Here is an 18,579-nt window from a genome sequence, read left to right as displayed (position 1 = left end):
TGTTGGCGCCGCCGTATTCCTCGGCCACCGTGATGCCCAGCACGCCCAGGTCGCCCATCTTCTTCCAGGCGTCCATCGGGAACTGGTCGGTGCGGTCGATCTCGGCGGCGCGCGGGGCCAGTTCGGCCTGCGCCCAGTTGCGCACGCTCGCGCGCAGCATGTCGATGTCTTCGCCGAGGCGGAAATTCAGGCCGGGCAACTCAGTCATGGCGGTCTCCTTGTCGTTATCCGTGCGATCCGTTGTGTCTTGATCTCATACGTGGCCGAGCGTGCGAACGACGCACAGCGTCATCAGCATGGTGGCCACCTGCTTGCGCACGCCGCCCTTCTCGCAGAAGACTTCGCCCTGCGCCACGATCAGGGTGCGGCCCGGCTTGAGCACGCGGCCCACGGCGATCAGGCGCTCGCCCTGCGCGGGCGACAGCAGGTTGATCTTGTACTCGGCGGTGAGGCCGGCCTCGCCGTCGGCCACCATCGACAAGGCCGCGTAGCCGCAGGCACTGTCGGCCAGCGCGCCCACCGCACCGCCATGGAAAAAGCCATGCTGCTGGGTCACGCCCTCGGACCACGGCATGGCGATCTCCACCTCGCCGCGCTCGACCCGCGTCAGCGCCGCGCCGAACGCGGTCATCAGGCCCTGGCGCGAGAAGCTGGTGGCGATGGCGTCCATGCGGGCGGCGCCGAGCGTTGTTTCCGAAGCGTGATCGATGGTGGGGTCGGAGGCTGCGGGCATGGATTCTCCTCTGTTTTGCCGGGGCATTGCCGGTGCCGGGCGGGTTGCGAAGCTATTTTATTTACGTTTACGTAAACGTCAACTAAATCCGGCGGCAGCGCCGCGAAAACAGCGCATCAGGCACTTTTCACACCGATTGCTGCGTCGTCCGCACCGGACTGGGCGGCGAGCAAGGCGCGGCATTGCTGCTCGTGCTGGTCGATCTCGGCCAGCTGGGCCTGCAGGTCTTCGAGCTGGCGCTCCAGCGTGCCGCGGTGCAGGGCCAGGGAATGCAGGAAGCGCTCGAGCTGCGGCGCGGTGTCGCGCGGCGATTCGTACAGATCGAGGATCTCCCGGATCTCGTTGAGCGTCAGGCCGAGGCGCTTGCCGCGCAGCGTGAGCTTGAGGCGGGTGCGCTCGCGGCCGTTGTAGACACGCTTGCGCCCGCCCGGCCCTTCGCGCTCGGGCGAGAGCAGCCCCTGGTCCTCGTAGAAGCGGATGGCGCGGGGCGTCACATCGAACTCGCGGGCAAGATCGGTGATGGTGTAGGTCGGCGTGGCTGGCGAAGCTGGCATGGGGGCCCGGTAAAAAGTGAACGATCGTTCGGTGCAGAATGAAGTTTTCGCTTAAGATGGCAGAAGCCCGTTTTGGTTGACGTTAACGTTAGCGTCAATCAAATCGGCTGGCAACCATGCCGTGCGGCCGACCTCCGCGGCTGCCGGCACGACGACAAGAAAGCCCGCCTGCGCGCCGCGCCGCGCGCACAGGGCTTCGGACCAGAGAGACTCCCATGAACGCACTCGAACACCAGCTCCAATACCCGTTTGGCGAAGCCATGCCCACTGCCGGCTCCCGCATGGAAGTCGCGCCCGGCGTGTTCTGGCTGCGCATGCCGCTGCCTTTTGCCCTGGACCATATCAACCTGTGGCTGCTGCGCGACCGGCTCGACGGCCGCGAGGGCTGGACGGTGATCGACTGCGGCATCACCAACGACACCATCAAGGCGCACTGGGAAACCATATTCGCCAACGAACTCGAGGGCCTGCCCGTGCTGCGCGTGCTGGCGACGCACTGCCACCCGGACCACATCGGCCTGGCCCACTGGCTGTGCAAGCGCTGGGACGTGCGGCTGTGGATGAGCCTGGGCGACTACATGAACGCGCGCGTGATGGGCAGCGGCACCGGCGCCGGCTCCAACGCCGGCGGCGACTTCGCCGCCAGCCATTTCGCCCGCCACGGCCTGACCGACCCCGACAGCCTGGAGAAGCTGCGCGCGCGCAAGAGCTACTACCCGTCGCTGGTGCCGGACCTGCCCACCCAGTACCGCCGCCTGATGGAAGGCGACACCGTGCATATCGGCACCGACGCGGCGCGCTCCGGCTGGCGCGTGATCACCGGCTTCGGGCACGCGCCCGAACACGTGGCGCTCTACAACGCCGCCAGCAACGTGCTGATTTCCGGCGACATCGTGCTGCCGCGCATTTCCACCAATGTCAGCGTGTTCGACATGGAACCGGAAGCCAACCCGCTCAAGCTGTATCTGGATTCGCTCGGCAAGTACGAGCCGCTGCCCGAAGACGTGCTGATCCTGCCTTCGCACGGCAAGCCGTTCCGCAACCTGCACACCCGTATCCGGCAACTGCGCGAGCACCACGTGGACCGCCTGGCCGAAACGCGCGCGGCGTGCGCGCAGAAGGCATGCAACGCGCATGACATCGTCGGCGTGATCTTCAACCGGCAGTTCGATATCCACCAGATGACCTTCGCCATGGGCGAGGCGCTGGCGCACCTGCACCTGCTGTGGCATGCCGGGGAGGTGCGCAGGGAAACCGGCGACGACGGCGTGGTGCGCTTCAGGGCCTGACGCCATGCCGCCGGGCCCGGCCGGGCGGGCGCGCTAGCGCTGCCCGGCCAGCTCCGTCAGATAGCGCACGCCGTCCACGGCCCGGCTGCCGTACCAGGACACCATCTCGCCATCCACCAGCAGGACCTCCTTGCCGAGCTGGCGCTCCAGCGCATCGACATGCGCCTCGGTGAAGCGATAGGGCTCGGTGGACAACAGCACCAGGTCGGTCTCGCGCACCAGCGCGTCGCTCCAGCGGAAGCTCGGATAGCGCGTCCCGGGCGCATTGGGCCGGCTGCAGTCGCCATCCACGCAGGCTTCCGGCAGCGTGTCGGCCGCAGGCCAGGTCTGCCAGTTGACCAGCGCCAGCATCCTGCTGATATAGGTATCGCGCGACACCGTCATCCAGGGGTCCTGCCAGATCGCGTAGAGCACCCGGCGCGCGGGCCATTGCCTGGCCTGCACCTGCGCCAGCACCGACCGCAGCGCGCCGCACAGTGCTTCGGCTTCGGCGGCGCGGCCGAAGATGCCGCCCAGCAGCCGGTACAGCGCGAGGTTGTCCTCGGGCGCGCACGGGTGGGTGACGATCACGCCGGGCACGAAGGCGCGGATCTCGTCGACCGTCTCGCGGCGGTTCTCGTCGATATTGACGATGACGTGGGTGGGCGCCAGCGCACGCAGGCGCTCGAGCCTGACGTCCTTGGTGCCGCCCACCTTGGCGACGGCGCGCACGGCCGGCTCCGGGTGGATGCAGAAGCCGGTGCGCGCCACCATCTGCGGCCCGAGCCCGAGCGCGAACAGCAGTTCGGTCACCGACGGCACCAGCGAGGCGATGCGGGCCTCGCCGCCGGCCGCGCCGTGCCATGCGCCGGCGGCGTCCTGCCAGGCGATGGCTGGGGTCACGGCTGGCGGCCCTGCCCGCGCGGCTTGCGCGGCGCGCGGGCGAACAGCGCGTCGTACAGCCAGCGCGGCATCAGGTGCAGGATGGAGGCGACCACGCCCATCTGCCACGGCACCACGGCGAAGCGCCGGCCCGCGGCGATGGCGCGCACGGCCTTGCGGGCGAAATCGTCGGCATCCATCAGGAAAGGCATGCGATAGGGATTGTGCTCGGTCATCGGCGTGCGGATGTAGCCGGGCGCAATGGTGACCACGCGGATACGCTCGCGGCGCTGTTCCAGGCGCAGGCTCTCCAGCAGCTTGATGACGGCGGACTTGGACGCGCTGTAGGCGCCGCCCCCGGGCAGGCCGCGCACGCCAGCCACGCTGGCGATGCCGACCAGCGTGCCGCGCCAGCCGCCGGCGCCGGGCTCGCGCGCGCGCATGGGCTGCATGAAGGGCTGGAAGGTGGTGAGCACGCCGAACCAGTTGGTGTCCATCACCATGCGGAAGGCTTCGAGATCCTCGCGCTCGCTGGCAACGGTACCCACCGATACGCCGGCGTTGGCGATCACCACGTCAGGGCAGCCGAAATGATCGAGGAAATCCTGCGCGGCCGCCCGCATGGAGGCGGCGTCGCGCACATCCGCGGCATAGACGCGCACCGCATTGGGATTGGGCAGGCTGGCGGCCAGCTCGCGCAGCGCGTCTTCGCGCCGGCCAACCAGCCCGAGGATGGCGCCTTGCGCGGCGTACTCGCGCGCCAGGGCCTGGCCGAGTCCGCTCGACGCGCCGGTGAGGAAGACTTTCAATGCTCGCATCGGGATGGGGAGGGGTCCAGGGAAAACCGCAACATCGTCATGCCGGCAGACCCGCCCCGACGCAGTCCGGACGCCGTTGCGCCAAGCCGGCGCCGGCGCTGCCGGTCGAACGCGCGGCGCGCCGGCCGCCTGGCCCGCGCGCGCCGCAACGGGTATTACAGTTTCTTGTCGCGCACCTGGCCGACCAGGAAGTCCATGGTCTGGATGGCGGCGGCCTTGGTGCCGGCGACGGACGGCGAGGTCACGTACTTGCCCTGCACGACCACGGTCGGCACGCCGTCGATCTTGTAGGCGTCGGCGATCTTGTTGGCGCGCTGCGTGTTGGTGGTCACCGAGAACGAGTTGTAGGCATCGAGGAAGGCCTTGCGGTCGATGCCGTTCTTGGCCATGAAGTCAGCGATCTCGTTCGGGTCGAGCATGCGCTTGCGGTCCACGTGGATGGCGCTGAAGACCTTGCCGTGCATGGCGTCGAGCTTGCCCATGGCTTCCAGCGCGTAGAAGATCTTGGTGTGCGGCAGCAGGTCGTCGCGGAAGGCGACCGGCACGCGCTTGAACACCACGTCCTTGCCCTGCTTGCTCACCCATGCCTCGAGCTCGGGTTCGAAGTCGAAGCAGTGCGGGCAGCCGTACCAGAAGAATTCGGTGACTTCGATCTTGCCCTGAGTGACGGGCTGCGGTGCCTTCAGGACCTGGTATTCCTTGCCCGCGGTGGGTGCGGCCGCCTGCGCGGGCGCGTTCATCAGGAAACCGGTCACGGCGACCAGCGTGGCGAACAAGGTGGCGAGTTTCTTCATATGACGCGACTTTCGAGGATGGGCGATGAGCGTATGACAGCGGCGGGGCGTTCCGGTTCAGCGGACGCCCCGGGTTGTATTACTGCTTGGTAAAGCGGATGACCGACGCTTCGAAACCCGACGATTGCAGGCGGTCGCGCGAACGGTTCATGTCTTCGATCTTGTTGAACGGCCCCAGGCGCACGCGATACAGCTTCACGCCGTTGACATCGCGCTCGGTGACCTTGGCTTCGAAGCCCTGCATGGCCAGGTTGGCCTTCTGGCGGTCGGCGTCGTCCTGCGAGCGGAAGGCACCCACCTGCAGCAGGTAGCCCACCTTGTTGGCATCGGCCTGCGCGATCTCGGCGATGGGATCGGCGACCGGCTTCTCGGCGGGTTTTTCCGCCGGTTTGTCGACGGGCTTCTGCGCAACCTTGTCGGCCGGCTTCTCGGCGGGCCTTTCAGCCGGCTTGTCGGCGGGCCGCTCGGCGGGCTTGTCGGCCGGACGGGTCGCGACCACGGGCGGCTGCGGGCGCTCGGCCGGCCTGGCCGTGGGCGCCGGCCCGGCGGGCTGCTCGGGTTCGGCGGCGGGGCCGACCGGCTTGGCCGGCGTCTTGCTCCACAGCGGCTTGTTGGGATCGCTCGGCGCGTCCTGCGCCGGCGTGGGCAGGCTGCTGACGACATTGCCGGGGTCGGCCGGCTTCTGTCCGTTCTTCTGCTGGAATGGCGCGGGGGAGCGGGTGATGTACAAGGCGACCACCACCGCGATCGCCAGGCCGATGATCAGGCCCAGCACCAGTCCCAGGAACGTACCTCCGCGCTGCGGCGCGCGGCTGGCATTGCGCGGGGCGCGCTTGCGTTGCTGTTGCATGAATTCCTCTAGCGTGATGGCGCGATTATAGAGCCTGCGCCGGTCCGCGCATCACTGTCTGTGGTCAGGGCGACACGCGTGGCCACGCCGGGCGGTGCCCGGCGCGGCCGCGGTCCGCGTGCGCTTACATGCGCTGCGGCGCGGAGACGCCGATCACCGCCAGACCGTTGCGCAGCACCTGGCGCGTGGCGGCCAGCAGCGCCAGGCGCGCCAGCTTGACCGGTTCGTCATCCACCAGCACGCGGTCAGCGTTATAGAAGGCATGGAAATCCCCGGCCAGGTCGCGCAGGTAGAAGGCGACCGCATGCGGCGCCAGCTCGGTTGCCGCCGCGGCCAGCATGTCAGGGAAGTCGGCCAGGCGCTGCCCCAGGGCGAGCGCCTGCGGGCTTGCGCCGGCGCCCGTCACCGGCGCCAGGTCGGTGCCGGCCAGCGTGGCGAGCTTCGCTTCCCAGTCCGCGCCGCCCCACGATTCGAAGATCGAGCAGATGCGGGCGTGCGCGTACTGCACGTAGTACACCGGGTTCTCGTCGTTTTGCTTGAGCGCGAGGTCGACATCGAACACGAACTCCGTATCCGCCTTGCGCGACAGCAGGAAAAAGCGCACCGCGTCGCGCCCGCGCGTGAAGTGCGACGGCCAGTCGGCCACGCCCGCGTCCAGGCAGCCGCGGATGGTCTCGCCGCCCTCGGCGCCGTTGCTCCACTCGATCAGGTCGCGCACGGTCACGTAGGAGCCGGCGCGCTTGGAGATCTTGACCTCCTCGCCGTTCTTCATCACGGTGACCATCTTGTGCAGCACATAGTCGGGGTAGCCCGCCGGAATGCCGATCTCCAGCCCCTGCAGGCCGGCGCGCACGCGCGCGATGGTGCCGTGGTGGTCGCTGCCCTGCACGTTGATGACCTTGGCGAAGCCGCGATCCCACTTGGTGGTGTGGTACGCCACGTCCGGCACGAAGTAGGTGTAGGTGCCGTCGCCCTTGCGCATGACGCGGTCCTTGTCGTCGCCGTCGTCGGTGGTGCGCAGCCACAGCGCGCCTTCGTTCTCGTAGGTCTTGCCCTTGGCGATCAGCGACTGCACGGCGGCTTCGACCTTGCCGTCGGTGTACAGCGACGATTCCAGGTAGTAGCGGTCGAACTTGACGCCGAAGGCGCGCAGGTCGATGTCCTGCTCGTTGCGCAGGTAGGCCACGGCGAACTTGCGGATCGAGTCGATATCCTCGGCGTTGCCCGATGCCGTCACCTCGTCGCCATCGGACGCGCGCACGCGCTTGCCGGCCAGGAAGTCGGCGGCGATGTCGGCGATGTAGTCGCCGTTGTAGGCCGCTTCGGGCCAGCCGGCGTCGCCCGGCTTGACGCCGCGCGCGCGCGCCTGCACCGAGACCGCCAGGGTCTGGATCTGCACGCCGGCGTCGTTGTAGTAGAACTCGCGGTGCACGTCGAAGCCCTGCCAGTCCAGCAGGTTGGCCAGGGCGTCGCCCAGCGCCGCCTGCCGGCCGTGGCCCACGTGCAGCGGGCCGGTCGGGTTGGCCGAGACGAACTCCACCAGCACCTTGCCGTGCACGCCCTGCTCCTGGGCGCCGTAGCGGTTGCCCTGCTCCAGCACGGCGCGCAGCACGTCGGCCTTGGCCGCCGGTGTCAGGCGCAGGTTGATGAAGCCGGGGCCGGCGATCTCCATGCCGGCCACCAGGTCCGCGGTGCGCGCATCGGCCTTGACGGCATCGACGATCTGCTGGGCCAGCTCGCGCGGGTTGCGCTTGAGCGCGCGGGCAACCTGCATGGCCAGGTTGCAGGCAAGGTCGCCGTGGGCGGCGGACTTGGGGCGCTCGAAGGTCACGGCGGGCAGCGTGGCGTCGGCCGGAGCGAGGGCGCGCACGGCGTCAAGGAACGCAGCGGCGAGATTGGAGGTCTGAACAGGCAGCATGAATGTCGTGGCCCTGGGGCGGTTGTCCGGCGCCGGCGCGGCATGTGGATGCGGCGTCGCGTGGCAGGCAATGAATTGCAGAACGCGGAATTTTATCAGGTGCTATGCTGACATCATGCAGCGAGCCCGAAACCGGCCGTTGCGCGCCCCCGCCCGAATCCCGGACATGCCGCGCGATCTTGTCACTTCGCTGTAGTCAAGGAAAGGAAATATCATGCTGATCACCTTCAAATCCCATGCGGCGCAAGACCTGATCATGATGAGGGATCTGGCTGTCACGCTCCTCGGGATTATCGGCAAGCACCTGGGAGAGCGCGGGGTGATCACCGCCGAAGAAATGCCGCGCGCCATCCACAAGCTCGAAGCCGCCGTGACGGACGCCAAGCGGGTGCACCCGGCCGAATCGTCGGTAACGCCGGGCAAGCAGGACGAAGAGGAGGACGAGCCGCTGCACCTGGGCCAGCGCGCCTATCCTTTCCTCGATATGCTGCGCGCCTCCCAGCGCGAGAACACCGATGTACTCTGGGGCGTCTAGCGCGCCCCGCCCGCCGCGCAAAGCCCGCTGACGCGGGCTTTGTCGCATCTGGCCGCAGCCGACGCGGCCTGCCGCGGCCCAGGCCGGGACGCCGGAGCCCCGCGGGGATGCCCCGCACGTCGGCGGGCCAAAAAAAGAGCCCGGCGAGGATGCCGGGCCTGCCGGATCAGGGAGGGGATCCGCAAGGGGGAGAAATCAGCTTCGGTGCGGACAAGGAAGGCGCCGCCGCCACACGACGTGCTGCATGCGGCACTTTCATCCCGGCGCCGGGTTCAGCCCTTTTCCAGCATGTCCGACAGTTCGTCGGCATGCTCTTCCTCGACGGCGAGGATGTCTTCCAGCATCCGGCGCGTGGTCGGGTCGCGCTCGCCGATGTACTGCACCATTTCCAGGTAGCTCTCGATCGCGATCCGCTCGGCGACGAGGTTCTCCTTGATCATGTCTGTCAGCGACTTGCCTTCGACGTACTCGGAATGGCTGCGCGCCGACAGCGTGTCCGGCGCGAAATCGGGCGCGCCGCCAAGCTGCACGATGCGCGCGGCGATGCGATCCGCGTGGGCCTGCTCTTCATCGGAATGCACCTTGAATTCCGCGGCGACCGGCTCGGCGTGGATGCCCTTGGCCATGAAGTAGTGGCGGCGGTAGCGCAGCACGCAGACCAGCTCGGTGGCCAGCGCTTCGTTGAGCAGCTTGAGCACGGTGGCGCGGTCGGCGTCGTAGTTCTGCGTCACGGCGCCATCCTCGATGTGCTTGCGCGCGCGGTCGCGCAACGTCTTCACATCCGTCAGGAAGCCGCCGCTGGCGCCTTGCTCGTTGCGGGCCGGTGCCGCGCCCTTGCCGGCGGGTCTCTCGGTGACAGGGGTGTCCATGACTGTGATGCTCCTGTGGGAATGCGGCTGTGGGAAAGCGCGAAGGGGTCGAAGGGCTATTTGCGGCGGGCCTCTGCCTGGCGGCAACTTGCCGGCGCGCCCGCGGGCCCGAGGAAACAACGGCCGCCCCGCCAGGCGCAGGCGGCCGCGCGGGTAGCCTCAGTCGTTCCTGGCGCGGCCGTTGACCGCCAGCAGCAAGCCGACGAAGGCACCGACCGCCGCCGCGATGCCGACCGCCTTGAGCGGCGACTCCACTACGCGCTGCTGCACGCCTTCCACGGCGAAGTCGACCCGCTCGCGGGCGCGGCTGGCACCGTCGAGGGTGGCCTGGCGCAGATGCTCGGCCAGCGCGCGGGTACGATCCTGCAGCCGTCGTCCCGCCTGCACGGCTTCGGAAGACCCTTCGCGGCCAAGCACCTCCATGGTGTGCTCGAGCTGCGCGATCAGGGACCGCACCTCCTCGGCCACGGGACTGGCAGCATCGCGGGCGGCGCTGCGGGTGTCGCGCGCGGCGAGCCGCATCTGGCGCACCGTGTTCCCGGCGCTGTCGGCCAGGTGCGTGAATTCTTTCTTCACCTTCGGGTTGTGGGTCAGCATAGGTTTATCTCCATGTCTGTCTTCATTCACGGTTTCATCTCCGGTCCGGTCCGGCCCGCGGCCAGCCGGCCGCGGCACCGCCCGGTTCTCGGCTATCGCCTGACCAGGCTGATCACGAAGGTCACGAGGGCGACCACCAGGAAGATGAAGAACAGGATCTTGGCGATCTCCACCGCCCCCGCGGCAATGCCGCCGAAGCCGAACAGCGCGGCGATCAGGGCGATGACGAAAAATACGAGTGCGTAGTGCAACATGATGGCAACTCCCTAGATTGGCTTGCCTGTCGCGCCAGCGGGCGCAGCGCGCCGGCAGCAGCAGGACCCCGGCGATGGCGACCGGCTATTTCACCGCCTTGAACACGGTCGCGCCCAGGACAAGGAACAGCACGAACAGCACCAGGAAAATAAAGAACAGGACCTTGGCGATGCCGGCCGCGCCAGCGGCAATACCGGTAAAGCCGAGCAGGCCGGCAATCAGGGAAACCACGGCAAAAATCAGCGCCCATTTGAGCATCGACGTTCTCCTCTCGTTTCGCTGGCTGACTTGCGCAGGGGGCGCAAGCTCGTGACTAGCTGATGGCTCAATGGTAGAAACCGGGTCACGGGGCAGGCACCGCTGGCCCACCGATTCAGATGTCAGTGGATTCCTACAGCACCCGCGCGGGCCCGGGCTGGCGGGCGCCGCCGGCCGTGCCGCAGGTTGACCGGGGGCCGCCGATGTGCTTCCATCGTCGCAGACAGGGTGCGCGACAACCGGCCCCATCGCATGGCGCCGCGACGTGGCCGGCGAGCGGTGTCGGACCGCGCCCCACATCGGGAACTGACAATGCTCAAGCAATCCATGTTGCGCTCCACGCTGCTGCTGGCGGGCGGCATCTTGCTGACGGTGGTGGTGCTGATGGCATCCGAGGCAGGCAACATCCGCCTGCGCCAGGGTTATACGCAAGTGATCCAGTCGCAGCAGGTACAGGGCCAGATCACTTCGCTGATCGGCGAGCTGGTCAATGCCGAGGCCGGCCAGCGCGGCTTCCTGCTGACCGGCAAGGAAAGCTACCTGCAGCCGTACTACCAGGCCTTGCCGCATATCAATGCGCTGATGGCCGCGCTGCGCAGCCGCTATGCCGACGACCCGGAAGCGCTCAAGCTGTTCACCGCGGCATCCATCGCGGTCAACCGCAAGCTCACGGAAATGGACCTGACGCTGATCTATGGCAAGCGCGACGTGGAAGTGGCGCTCGACCTGGTGCGCACGGACTTCGGCAAGCAGACCATGGACAACGCCCGGCGCGGGCTCGAATCCCTGCTCGCACGCGAATCCGGCTCCGTGTCGCGCAGCCTGGAGTATGCCGACCGCGACCTGGCGCTGTCGCGCTACGGCATCGGCCTGCTGACCGCGATCAATATCGTGCTGCTGATCGTGGTCGGGCTGCAGCATTCGCGCCGCATGGCGGTGTCGGAAGCCGCGCGCAGCGAGCTCGAAGAAGAAAGCGCCCGGCTGGACCGCATGGTGCGCGCACGCACGCGCCAGCTGTCCGCACTCGCCTCCCACCTGCAGCGCGTCACCGAGGATGAGAAGACGCGCCTGGCGCGCGAGCTGCACGACGAACTCGGCGCCATCCTGACGGCCACCAAGCTCGACATGCACTGGGTGCGCCGCCGCGTGGAAGACTCGCATCCCGACGTGAAGGAAAAGCTCACGCGCATCATGCTGCATGTGGACCAGGGCATCCAGATCAAGCGGCGCCTGATCGAGGACCTGCGGCCCACGGTGCTGCTCAACCTGGGCCTGAAGGAAGCCATCGGCCAGCTCGCCGAGGAGGTGGCGGCGCGCAACCAGTGGGAGGCCGACGTACGACTCGGCGAGACGGTACCGCCGCTGCGCGACGACGCCGCCATCGCGCTCTACCGCATCGTGCAGGAATCGCTGACCAATGCCAGCAAGTACGCCGAAGCCCGGCTCGTGACCATCACGCTGGACAATATGGACGGCGTGCTGACGCTGCAGGTGAGCGATGACGGCCGCGGCCTGCCGCCCGATTTCGAAACACGCCGCGCGGTGGGACATCATGGCCTGCTGGGCATGGAGCAGCGCGTGATTGCGCTCGGCGGCACGATCGACATTGCATCCGAACCCGGCGCCGGCGTGACCATCCGCGTGGAGGTGCCGCTGACCGACGCCATCGTGGCGCCCGAGCGCCATGACGATGAGGCATCCGGCGACGCCCCCGCGCAAGTGCCGCCCCCCGCGGGCGAGGTCGCGCCGCCGCCCGCCGGGACGCCGAGCGGGCAAGGCTAGGCCCGCGCGACCGGGCCAGGCGACAGCGCAGGCACGAACGGAAACGGCGGACGTGCTTGCGTCCGCCGTTTCCGTTTACTCGTCCGCGGCAAAAATGCTGCGGTGAAAAGGCCACGGAAGCCGCGCGGGAGACGCCCTGGCGCCCGCCGCGACGGCACCGGCATGGCTTACATCTTCTGCTTTGTATCCTGGGCGGCACCCTGCATTTTTTCGCCGCCGCGTTCGATATCCTTGCCTGCGCCCGATACTGTGTTGCAGCCTGTCACCAGGACGACACCCGCCAGGCAAAACAGCGCCATTAGCTTTCTCATGTTTCTCTCCTTGCTCTAGGTTGACGCGGACTCGCCGCGGGAGGAACTGCTGGTAAAACGGTACGGCCGCCCGGGGCGGCCGGCCCCGCAAGCGATGACCGGAAGCCATGACAAGCTCAAGCGCCCGCTTGCGCGTACTCCTCGATCACGCGAAACACCTGCTCCAGCTCGAGTGACTTGTCGAAAAAATAGTCCGCCCCGGCCTCGGCGCACTGGCGCCGGTAGGTCGGCACCTGCGCATGGTTGGTGTACACGATGCGGATGCCCGAGGGCTCGGACTTCCGCATGCCGCGCAGCACATTGATGCCATTGCCTTGCCTGAGTTGCAGGTCGACGATGACGACCTCGTACCTGCCCGCCTCATAGAGGCGCAGTGCCGAGCTTTCGGTGTCCGCCCAATCCACGACCTCGACAAACGGAAACGCGTTCAGGTACTCGAGCAACATACCCCGCAGGACCGCCGAGTCCTCTATGAGCAGGACCCGCAGCGCACGATACGAGGGGGCCGCAGCTTGATCCAACATGATTCAATGGTAGCAACCGAATATAGAAACAGACTATCGGGGTCCGTCCTACAGGCGTGTCGGGCAATCGGCGTTTTCTCGCCGCGCTGGCCTCCCCGGCGCCTTGACCAAGTTACTCCACCAACCCGTTCTTGATCGCGTAGTAGGTCAGGTCCGCGTTGGTCTTCATGCCCATTTTTTCCAGGATGCGCGAACGGTACGTGCTGACCGTCTTGACGCTGAGGAACAGTTCATCGGCGATCACCGACACCGACTGCCCGCGCGAGAGCTTGCAGAAGATCTGGAATTCCCGCTTGGACAAGGTCTGGTGCAAGGGCTGGTCGGTGGGCTTCTCCAGCCCGCCGATCAGCAGGTCCGCGACCGTCGCGCTGACATAGCGGCGGCCCTGGGCCACGGTGCGAATCGCCTTGACCAGGTCGTCGGGCGCGCTCTCCTTGGTCAGGTAGCCGGAGGCGCCCGCGCGGATCAGGTTGATGGYGTACTGCTCTTCGGGGTACGTGGACAGGATCAGCACCGGCAGGGCGGGATGGCGCTGGCGCAGCATCTTGAGCACGTCGATGCCGTTGCGGTCGGGCATCGAGATATCGAGCACGATCACGTCGAATTCGCGCTCGCGCAGCCGGGTCATCACTTCATCGCCGCTGGCAGCCTCCCCTTCCACCCGGATATCGGGTTCATCGGAAATGAACTGGCGCAGACCGGCGCGCACGATCTGGTGATCGTCGGCGATCAGAACGCGAATCATGGTATCTCCCTGGGCTTGGATGCGCCGCTCTCCGGGAGGGCGGGCTGGCCCACTGGGCCAGTGGACAAAAACATTGTAGTGGTTACAAAGCCGCGAGACTGTCGGTGTAAGACTGACATGGCGCGGCTCTGGGGCAAAAGAAAAAAGGGACGGGGTGAAACCCGTCCCTTCGTCGCGTCGCCCCGTGGGCAGGTCCGCGCGCCGGCGTGGCCGCCGCAGACTGGCCAGCCGCGCGGGCTGGCCGGTCGCGCCATGCTTGCCGGTCCTTACTGGACCTTGGCCGCCGCGCCGGTGTCCGCTGCAGCGCTGGTGTCAGCGGCAGCCCCGCCCTTCTTCGCCTTGGCATGGCTGGCGTGCTTCTTGGTCTTGGCGGTGGCCTTGGCCTGCGCGTCGGCGCCAATCTTGGCATCCGCACCCGTGTCAGCGCCCACGCCCGCGTTCACACCTGCGCCGGCCGCTGCACCCTTGTCTGCGGGCGCGCTCATCGCGGGCGCCGCCATGGCGCCGGTGGCGCCTGCCTTCGCATCGACTCCGGTGCCTTGCGCCATGGCCAGCGAGGAAGCGGCAGCGATCGAGAGAGCGGAAAGGGAGATCAGCAGTTTGTTCATGGAGAGGCTCCTTGCAGTTAGCTCCGCGGCGAAACATTCGCTGCGGCGTTCACTTGATGTGAGCCCCCAGTCTATGGACGCGGCGCCGCGCGGTCTGTTAGGAGATGTAATGCCTTGTAAGGAGTAGTGAAGAACTTACAAAGCCGCGCGGTGCTGCCCGGCAGGCCGTTTGCCCTGCGTACCCAACGGCTTGCGGCGGCGCGGCAAGGCAAATTGCCGCCGCCGCCGGCCAGATGCGGTTACAGGTTTGGCGCGAGCGCGCGCTCGAGCACGCTGCGTTCCTCGCCGCGGCGCTCGACCATGTCGTCGAGCTGGTCCTGGCCGATCTTGCCCACCGAGAAATACGTCGACTCGGGATGCGCAAGATAGAAGCCGCTCACCGAGGCGGCCGGCGTCATGGCCAGCGAATCGGTGATGCCCATGCCGATCTCGGCGGCATTGAGGTACTCGAACATCGGCGCCTTGACCGTGTGCTCCGGACAGGCCGGGTAGCCCGGCGCCGGGCGCACGCCGCGATAGCGCTCTTCGATCAGCTGGTCGTTGGTGAGCACCTCGCCGGCGTCGTAGCCCCACAAATCCTTGCGCACGCGTTCGTGCAGGCATTCGGCGAAGGCTTCGGCCAGGCGGTCGGCGAGCGACTTCAGCATGATCGCGCTGTAGTCGTCGTGGTCGGCTTCGAACTGCGCTTCCTTCTTGTCCACGCCGATACCTGCGGTGACCGCGAACACGCCGATGTAGTCGGCGATGCCGCTGTCCTTCGGCGCGACGAAATCGGCCAGGCAGCGGTTGGGCCGCATCACGCCGTCGATCACCGGGCGCTCGCTCTGCTGGCGCAGGTTGTGCCAGGTCAGCGCGACCTGGCTGCGGCTCTCGTCGGTATAGATCTCGATATCGTCGTCGTTGACGGTATTGGCCGGCAGCAGGGCCAGCACGCCGTTGGCGGTCAGCCAGCGGCCCTGGATCAGGCGCGCCAGCATGGCCTTGCCGTCCGAGAACACGCGGCGCGCGGACTCGCCGACGATCTCGTCGTTGAGGATGTCGGGGAATTTGCCGGCCAGGTCCCAGGTCTGGAAGAACGGGCCCCAGTCGATGTAGTTGGCCAGCTCCGCCAGGTCGTAGTTGCGGAAGATGCGGCGGCCGACGAACTTGGGCCTGGGCGGCACGTAGGCGCTCCAGTCCACCTTCGTCTTGTTGGCGCGCGCCTGCGCCAGCGTCACCATCGGCGTGGCCTTCTTGTTGGCGTGCTGGTGGCGGATGCGCTCGTAGTCGGACTTCAGCTCGTCGAGGTAGCGCGCCGCGCCTTCATCGGACAGCAGGCTCGACGCCACGCTCACCGAGCGCGAGGCGTCCGGCACGTAGACCACCGGGCCTTCGTAGTGCGGCGCGATCTTGACCGCGGTGTGCACGCGCGAGGTGGTGGCGCCGCCGATCAGCAGCGGGATCTTCTTGATGCGGAAGTAGTCGTCGCGCTGCATCTCGGAGGCGACGTAGGCCATCTCCTCGAGCGAGGGCGTGATCAGCCCGGACAGGCCGACGATGTCCGCGCCCTCGACCTTGGCGCGCGCCAGGATCTCGTTGCACGGGACCATCACGCCCATGTTGACCACTTCGAAGTTATTGCACTGGAGCACCACCGACACGATGTTCTTGCCGATATCGTGCACGTCGCCCTTGACCGTCGCGATGACGATCTTGCCGCGCGCGCGCACGTCGCCGCCGGCCTCGGCCAGCAGGCGCTTTTCTTCCTCGATGTAGGGCAGCAGGTGCGCCACCGCCTGCTTCATCACGCGCGCGCTCTTGACCACCTGCGGCAGGAACATCTTGCCGGCGCCGAACAGGTCGCCCACGATGTTCATGCCGTCCATCAGCGGGCCTTCGATCACCTCGATCGGACGGCCGCCGCGCGCCTCCACGATCTGCCGCACTTCTTCCGTGTCTTCCACGATGAAGGTGGTGATCCCGTGCACCAGCGCGTGGGAAAGGCGGTCGCCCACCGGCACCGGGTTCTCGGGCGTGCCGCGCCACAGCAGGTTCTCTTCCTTCTTGGCGCCGCCGCCCTTGAAGCGGTCGGCGATTTCCAGCAAGCGGTCGGTGCTGTCCTCGCGGCGATTGAGCACCACGTCTTCCACGCGCTCGCGCAACTCCGGGTCAAGCTGGTCGTACACGCCGAGCTGGCCGGCGTTGACGATGCCCATGTCCATACCGGCCTTGATGGCGTGGTACAGGAACACGGTGTGGATGGCCTCGCGCACCGCGTCGTTGCCGCGGAACGAGAACGATACGTTGGACACGCCGCCGCTGACCTTGGCGTACGGCAGGTTCTGCTTGATCCAGGCGGTGGCCTCGATAAAGTCCACCGCGTAGTTGTTGTGCTCCTCGATGCCGGTCGCCACCGCGAAGATGTTCGGGTCGAAGATGATGTCTTCGGGCGGGAAGCCGACTTCATTGACCAGGATGTCGTAGCTGCGCTTGCAGATCTCGGTCTTGCGCGCGAAGGTATCGGCCTGGCCCTTCTCGTCGAAGGCCATCACCACGGAAGCCGCGCCGTAGCGGCGGATCAGCCCGGCGTGATGGCGGAACTGTTCCTCGCCTTCCTTGAGCGAGATCGAGTTGACCACGGGCTTGCCCTGCACGCACTTCAGGCCGGCCTCGATCACTTCCCACTTGGACGAGTCCAGCATGATGGGCACGCGCGCGATATCGGGCTCGGAGGCGATCAGGTTGAGGAACCTCACCATGGCGGCCTTGGAGTCCAGCATGGCCTCGTCCATGTTGATGTCGATGATCTGCGCGCCGTTCTCGACCTGCTGGCGCGCCACCACCAGGGCCTCGTCGAACTGGCCGTTGAGGATCATGCGGGCGAAGGCCTTGGAGCCGGTGACGTTGGTGCGCTCGCCGACGTTGACGAAGAGCGTGTCCTCGTCGATGGTGAAGGGCTCGAGGCCGGACAGGCGCATCGGGCGCGGCGGCAGGGTATCGTTGGTCATGGCTTGATCTTGTTCTGTAGGCTCGCGATGCATGTTCACGCCGCGATGTCGGCGTCACGGTACTGGCCGGGCCAGGCGCGCGGCTTCTTGCTGGCCACCCGTTGCGCGATGGCGGCGATATGGTCCGGCGTGGTGCCGCAGCAGCCGCCGACCAGGTTGACCAGGCCGGAGGCCGCGAACTCTTCCACCAGCGACGAGGTGACCTCCGGCGTTTCATCGAAGCCGGTCTCGCTCATCGGGTTGGGCAGGCCGGCGTTCGGGTAGCACGAAATGGCTGCGTCGCACACCTTGGCCAGCTCGGCGACGTACGGGCGCATCAGCGTGGCGCCGAGCGCGCAGTTCAGCCCGAAGGTGATCGGGCGCGCGTGGCGCAGGCTGTACCAGAATGCTTCCACGGTCTGGCCCGAGAGAATGCGGCCGGAGGCATCGGTCACGGTGCCCGAGATCATCACGGGCAGGCGCTCGCCGGTGTCCTCGAACAGCTGGTCGATGGCGAACAGCGCGGCCTTGGCGTTGAGCGTGTCGAAGATGGTTTCGACCAGGAACACGTCGGCACCGCCTTCGAGCAGGGCCTTGCCCTGTTCGTAGTAGGACTTGCGCAGTTCCTCGAAGGTGACGTTGCGCGCGCCGGGGTCGTTGACATCAGGCGAGATGCTGGCGGTCTTGGGCGTGGGGCCGAAGGCGCCGGCCACGAAGCGCGGCTTGTCGGGCGTGCTGTACTTGTCGCAGGCGGCGCGCGCCAGCCTGGCGGCCTCGACGTTCATCTCGTAGGCCAGGTCCGCCATCTTGTAGTCTTCCTGCGCGACCGCGGTGGCGCCGAAGGTGTTGGTCTCGATCAGGTCGGCGCCGGCGGCCAGGTACTGCTCGTGGATCTCGCTGATGACCTGCGGGCGGGTCAGCAGCAGCAGTTCGTTGTTGCCCTTGACGTCCACGTGGTGGCCTGCAAAGCGTTCGCCGCGGTAGTCGGCCTCGGACAGCTTGTAGCGCTGGATCATGGTGCCCATAGCGCCATCCAGGATCAGGATGCGCTCGCGCAGCAGGGCGGGCAGACTGGCCGCACGGGTGTAGGGGCGCGCCGGGGGGCGCGCGGCGGGCTGCGAGGCGGAACTTGGGGCGGCGCTCATGAGGGGCTTCTGCGGCAGGGAAAAGAGGTCGATTTTATCAGTTACATCAATGGTTTGCGGATTGGATGGGGCCGGCGCCAAAGGCCTCCTGCGTCGCCTGGCTGTTGCGGCCCGGCAGGGCACGGCCCTACACTGGGCAAACCCGTCCACCAACGCGATGCCAACGC

General features: G+C 67.3%; 21 protein-coding genes. 3 read left to right on the top strand and 18 right to left on the bottom strand.

What is annotated here, in order from left to right; all coding sequences use genetic code 11:
* The 3 genes from AC1DK4_RS29720 to AC1DK4_RS29710 form a co-directional block, all read right to left on the bottom strand.
* A partial coding sequence (locus tag AC1DK4_RS29720; RefSeq protein ID WP_441621202.1) for an acyl-CoA dehydrogenase family protein occupies positions 1-208 on the bottom strand: 208 nt, incomplete at its 3' end.
* A gap of 45 nt (positions 209-253) precedes the next feature.
* The gene (locus AC1DK4_RS29715) at positions 254-733 is read right to left on the bottom strand and encodes a PaaI family thioesterase (RefSeq protein ID WP_441650321.1); all 480 of its coding nucleotides are present in this window, start codon (positions 731-733) and stop codon (positions 254-256) included.
* Between the two features lie 116 nt (positions 734-849).
* Positions 850-1,287, bottom strand: a complete 438-nt coding sequence (locus AC1DK4_RS29710) for a MerR family transcriptional regulator (protein ID WP_441621205.1) — start codon at positions 1,285-1,287, stop codon at positions 850-852.
* A gap of 215 nt (positions 1,288-1,502) precedes the next feature.
* Here AC1DK4_RS29710 and AC1DK4_RS29705 point away from each other — a divergent pair, with 215 nt between their 5' ends.
* Entirely contained in the window at positions 1,503-2,576 is a 1,074-nt protein-coding gene (locus tag AC1DK4_RS29705) for an MBL fold metallo-hydrolase (protein WP_441650322.1), read from the top strand.
* Between the two features lie 33 nt (positions 2,577-2,609).
* Here AC1DK4_RS29705 and AC1DK4_RS29700 read toward each other — a convergent pair whose 3' ends face one another.
* The 5 genes from AC1DK4_RS29700 to argS form a co-directional block, all read right to left on the bottom strand.
* Positions 2,610-3,446 (bottom strand): helical backbone metal receptor, encoded by an 837-nt coding sequence (locus AC1DK4_RS29700; RefSeq protein WP_441650328.1) that lies wholly within the window; start codon positions 3,444-3,446, stop codon positions 2,610-2,612.
* A gap of 8 nt (positions 3,447-3,454) precedes the next feature.
* Positions 3,455-4,255: an SDR family oxidoreductase gene (locus AC1DK4_RS29695; RefSeq protein WP_441650323.1), complete on the bottom strand. Its 801-nt coding sequence runs from the start codon at positions 4,253-4,255 to the stop codon at positions 3,455-3,457.
* 155 nt (positions 4,256-4,410) lie between these two features.
* Complete coding sequence (locus tag AC1DK4_RS29690) at positions 4,411-5,049, bottom strand: thiol:disulfide interchange protein DsbA/DsbL (RefSeq protein ID WP_441621211.1); 639 nt, start codon at positions 5,047-5,049, stop codon at positions 4,411-4,413.
* Positions 5,050-5,128: 79 nt separating this feature from the next.
* On the bottom strand, positions 5,129-5,899 hold the full coding sequence (locus tag AC1DK4_RS29685) for an SPOR domain-containing protein (RefSeq protein WP_441650324.1): 771 nt from the start codon (positions 5,897-5,899) through the stop codon (positions 5,129-5,131).
* Positions 5,900-6,023: 124 nt separating this feature from the next.
* Positions 6,024-7,817 (bottom strand): arginine--tRNA ligase, encoded by a 1,794-nt coding sequence (argS, locus tag AC1DK4_RS29680; protein WP_441621215.1) that lies wholly within the window; start codon positions 7,815-7,817, stop codon positions 6,024-6,026.
* A 214-nt stretch (positions 7,818-8,031) separates the two neighbouring features.
* On the opposite strand from argS, the gene AC1DK4_RS29675 reads away from it, so the two are divergent.
* Positions 8,032-8,352 carry a DUF1840 domain-containing protein gene (locus AC1DK4_RS29675; protein ID WP_441621217.1) on the top strand — a complete coding sequence of 107 codons (321 nt, stop codon included), beginning with the start codon at positions 8,032-8,034 and terminating at the stop codon, positions 8,350-8,352.
* Between the two features lie 272 nt (positions 8,353-8,624).
* On the opposite strand, the gene AC1DK4_RS29670 is transcribed toward AC1DK4_RS29675, so the two are convergent.
* The 4 genes from AC1DK4_RS29670 to AC1DK4_RS29655 form a co-directional block, all read right to left on the bottom strand.
* Entirely contained in the window at positions 8,625-9,221 is a 597-nt protein-coding gene (locus tag AC1DK4_RS29670; protein ID WP_441621219.1) for a ferritin-like domain-containing protein, read from the bottom strand.
* Positions 9,222-9,380: 159 nt separating this feature from the next.
* Positions 9,381-9,818, bottom strand: a complete 438-nt coding sequence (locus tag AC1DK4_RS29665) for a glycine zipper domain-containing protein (protein ID WP_441621221.1) — start codon at positions 9,816-9,818, stop codon at positions 9,381-9,383.
* Positions 9,819-9,910: 92 nt separating this feature from the next.
* Positions 9,911-10,072: a DUF1328 domain-containing protein gene (locus tag AC1DK4_RS29660; RefSeq protein WP_020206329.1), complete on the bottom strand. Its 162-nt coding sequence runs from the start codon at positions 10,070-10,072 to the stop codon at positions 9,911-9,913.
* Positions 10,073-10,157: 85 nt separating this feature from the next.
* Positions 10,158-10,331, bottom strand: a complete 174-nt coding sequence (locus tag AC1DK4_RS29655; protein ID WP_441621223.1) for a DUF1328 family protein — start codon at positions 10,329-10,331, stop codon at positions 10,158-10,160.
* A gap of 312 nt (positions 10,332-10,643) precedes the next feature.
* On the opposite strand from AC1DK4_RS29655, the gene AC1DK4_RS29650 reads away from it, so the two are divergent.
* Positions 10,644-12,113: a CHASE3 domain-containing protein gene (locus tag AC1DK4_RS29650; RefSeq protein ID WP_441621225.1), complete on the top strand. Its 1,470-nt coding sequence runs from the start codon at positions 10,644-10,646 to the stop codon at positions 12,111-12,113.
* 167 nt (positions 12,114-12,280) lie between these two features.
* On the opposite strand, the gene AC1DK4_RS29645 is transcribed toward AC1DK4_RS29650, so the two are convergent.
* From AC1DK4_RS29645 to AC1DK4_RS29620, 6 genes are all read right to left on the bottom strand, one after another.
* Positions 12,281-12,424: an entericidin A/B family lipoprotein gene (locus tag AC1DK4_RS29645; RefSeq protein ID WP_441621227.1), complete on the bottom strand. Its 144-nt coding sequence runs from the start codon at positions 12,422-12,424 to the stop codon at positions 12,281-12,283.
* 116 nt (positions 12,425-12,540) lie between these two features.
* The gene (locus tag AC1DK4_RS29640) at positions 12,541-12,948 is read right to left on the bottom strand and encodes a response regulator (RefSeq protein ID WP_441643557.1); all 408 of its coding nucleotides are present in this window, start codon (positions 12,946-12,948) and stop codon (positions 12,541-12,543) included.
* A 112-nt stretch (positions 12,949-13,060) separates the two neighbouring features.
* The gene (locus AC1DK4_RS29635; RefSeq protein ID WP_477131951.1) at positions 13,061-13,693 is read right to left on the bottom strand and encodes a response regulator; all 633 of its coding nucleotides are present in this window, start codon (positions 13,691-13,693) and stop codon (positions 13,061-13,063) included.
* 266 nt (positions 13,694-13,959) lie between these two features.
* Positions 13,960-14,301 carry a hypothetical protein gene (locus AC1DK4_RS29630; protein ID WP_441650325.1) on the bottom strand — a complete coding sequence of 114 codons (342 nt, stop codon included), beginning with the start codon at positions 14,299-14,301 and terminating at the stop codon, positions 13,960-13,962.
* 239 nt (positions 14,302-14,540) lie between these two features.
* The gene (gene metH / locus AC1DK4_RS29625) at positions 14,541-17,288 is read right to left on the bottom strand and encodes a methionine synthase (protein ID WP_441650326.1); all 2,748 of its coding nucleotides are present in this window, start codon (positions 17,286-17,288) and stop codon (positions 14,541-14,543) included.
* Between the two features lie 35 nt (positions 17,289-17,323).
* Positions 17,324-18,412: a homocysteine S-methyltransferase family protein gene (locus tag AC1DK4_RS29620; RefSeq protein WP_441621237.1), complete on the bottom strand. Its 1,089-nt coding sequence runs from the start codon at positions 18,410-18,412 to the stop codon at positions 17,324-17,326.
* Between the last annotated feature and the right edge of the window lie 167 nt (positions 18,413-18,579).

The organism is Cupriavidus sp. 05N38 (assembly GCF_056397345.1).
Note: the sequence above shows the minus strand (reverse complement) of the source record. Positions and strands in the feature narration are given on the sequence as shown.

Excerpts from the sequence above, each read along its gene's own strand:
- AC1DK4_RS29655 (WP_441621223.1), bottom strand. The coding sequence starts at position 10,331 with ATGCTCAAATGGGCGCTGATTTTTGCCGTGGTTTCCCTGATTGCCGGC.
- AC1DK4_RS29670 (WP_441621219.1), bottom strand. The coding sequence starts at position 9,221 with ATGGACACCCCTGTCACCGAGAGACCCGCCGGCAAGGGCGCGGCACCG.
- argS (WP_441621215.1), bottom strand. The coding sequence starts at position 7,817 with ATGCTGCCTGTTCAGACCTCCAATCTCGCCGCTGCGTTCCTTGACGCC.
- AC1DK4_RS29665 (WP_441621221.1), bottom strand. The coding sequence starts at position 9,818 with ATGCTGACCCACAACCCGAAGGTGAAGAAAGAATTCACGCACCTGGCC.
- AC1DK4_RS29645 (WP_441621227.1), bottom strand. The coding sequence starts at position 12,424 with ATGAGAAAGCTAATGGCGCTGTTTTGCCTGGCGGGTGTCGTCCTGGTG.
- AC1DK4_RS29650 (WP_441621225.1), top strand. The coding sequence starts at position 10,644 with ATGCTCAAGCAATCCATGTTGCGCTCCACGCTGCTGCTGGCGGGCGGC.
- AC1DK4_RS29640 (WP_441643557.1), bottom strand. The coding sequence starts at position 12,948 with ATGTTGGATCAAGCTGCGGCCCCCTCGTATCGTGCGCTGCGGGTCCTG.
- AC1DK4_RS29630 (WP_441650325.1), bottom strand. The coding sequence starts at position 14,301 with ATGAACAAACTGCTGATCTCCCTTTCCGCTCTCTCGATCGCTGCCGCT.
- metH (WP_441650326.1), bottom strand. The coding sequence starts at position 17,288 with ATGACCAACGATACCCTGCCGCCGCGCCCGATGCGCCTGTCCGGCCTC.
- AC1DK4_RS29660 (WP_020206329.1), bottom strand. The coding sequence starts at position 10,072 with ATGTTGCACTACGCACTCGTATTTTTCGTCATCGCCCTGATCGCCGCG.
- AC1DK4_RS29620 (WP_441621237.1), bottom strand. The coding sequence starts at position 18,412 with ATGAGCGCCGCCCCAAGTTCCGCCTCGCAGCCCGCCGCGCGCCCCCCG.
- AC1DK4_RS29705 (WP_441650322.1), top strand. The coding sequence starts at position 1,503 with ATGAACGCACTCGAACACCAGCTCCAATACCCGTTTGGCGAAGCCATG.
- AC1DK4_RS29685 (WP_441650324.1), bottom strand. The coding sequence starts at position 5,899 with ATGCAACAGCAACGCAAGCGCGCCCCGCGCAATGCCAGCCGCGCGCCG.
- AC1DK4_RS29695 (WP_441650323.1), bottom strand. The coding sequence starts at position 4,255 with ATGCGAGCATTGAAAGTCTTCCTCACCGGCGCGTCGAGCGGACTCGGC.
- AC1DK4_RS29715 (WP_441650321.1), bottom strand. The coding sequence starts at position 733 with ATGCCCGCAGCCTCCGACCCCACCATCGATCACGCTTCGGAAACAACG.
- AC1DK4_RS29710 (WP_441621205.1), bottom strand. The coding sequence starts at position 1,287 with ATGCCAGCTTCGCCAGCCACGCCGACCTACACCATCACCGATCTTGCC.
- AC1DK4_RS29690 (WP_441621211.1), bottom strand. The coding sequence starts at position 5,049 with ATGAAGAAACTCGCCACCTTGTTCGCCACGCTGGTCGCCGTGACCGGT.
- AC1DK4_RS29675 (WP_441621217.1), top strand. The coding sequence starts at position 8,032 with ATGCTGATCACCTTCAAATCCCATGCGGCGCAAGACCTGATCATGATG.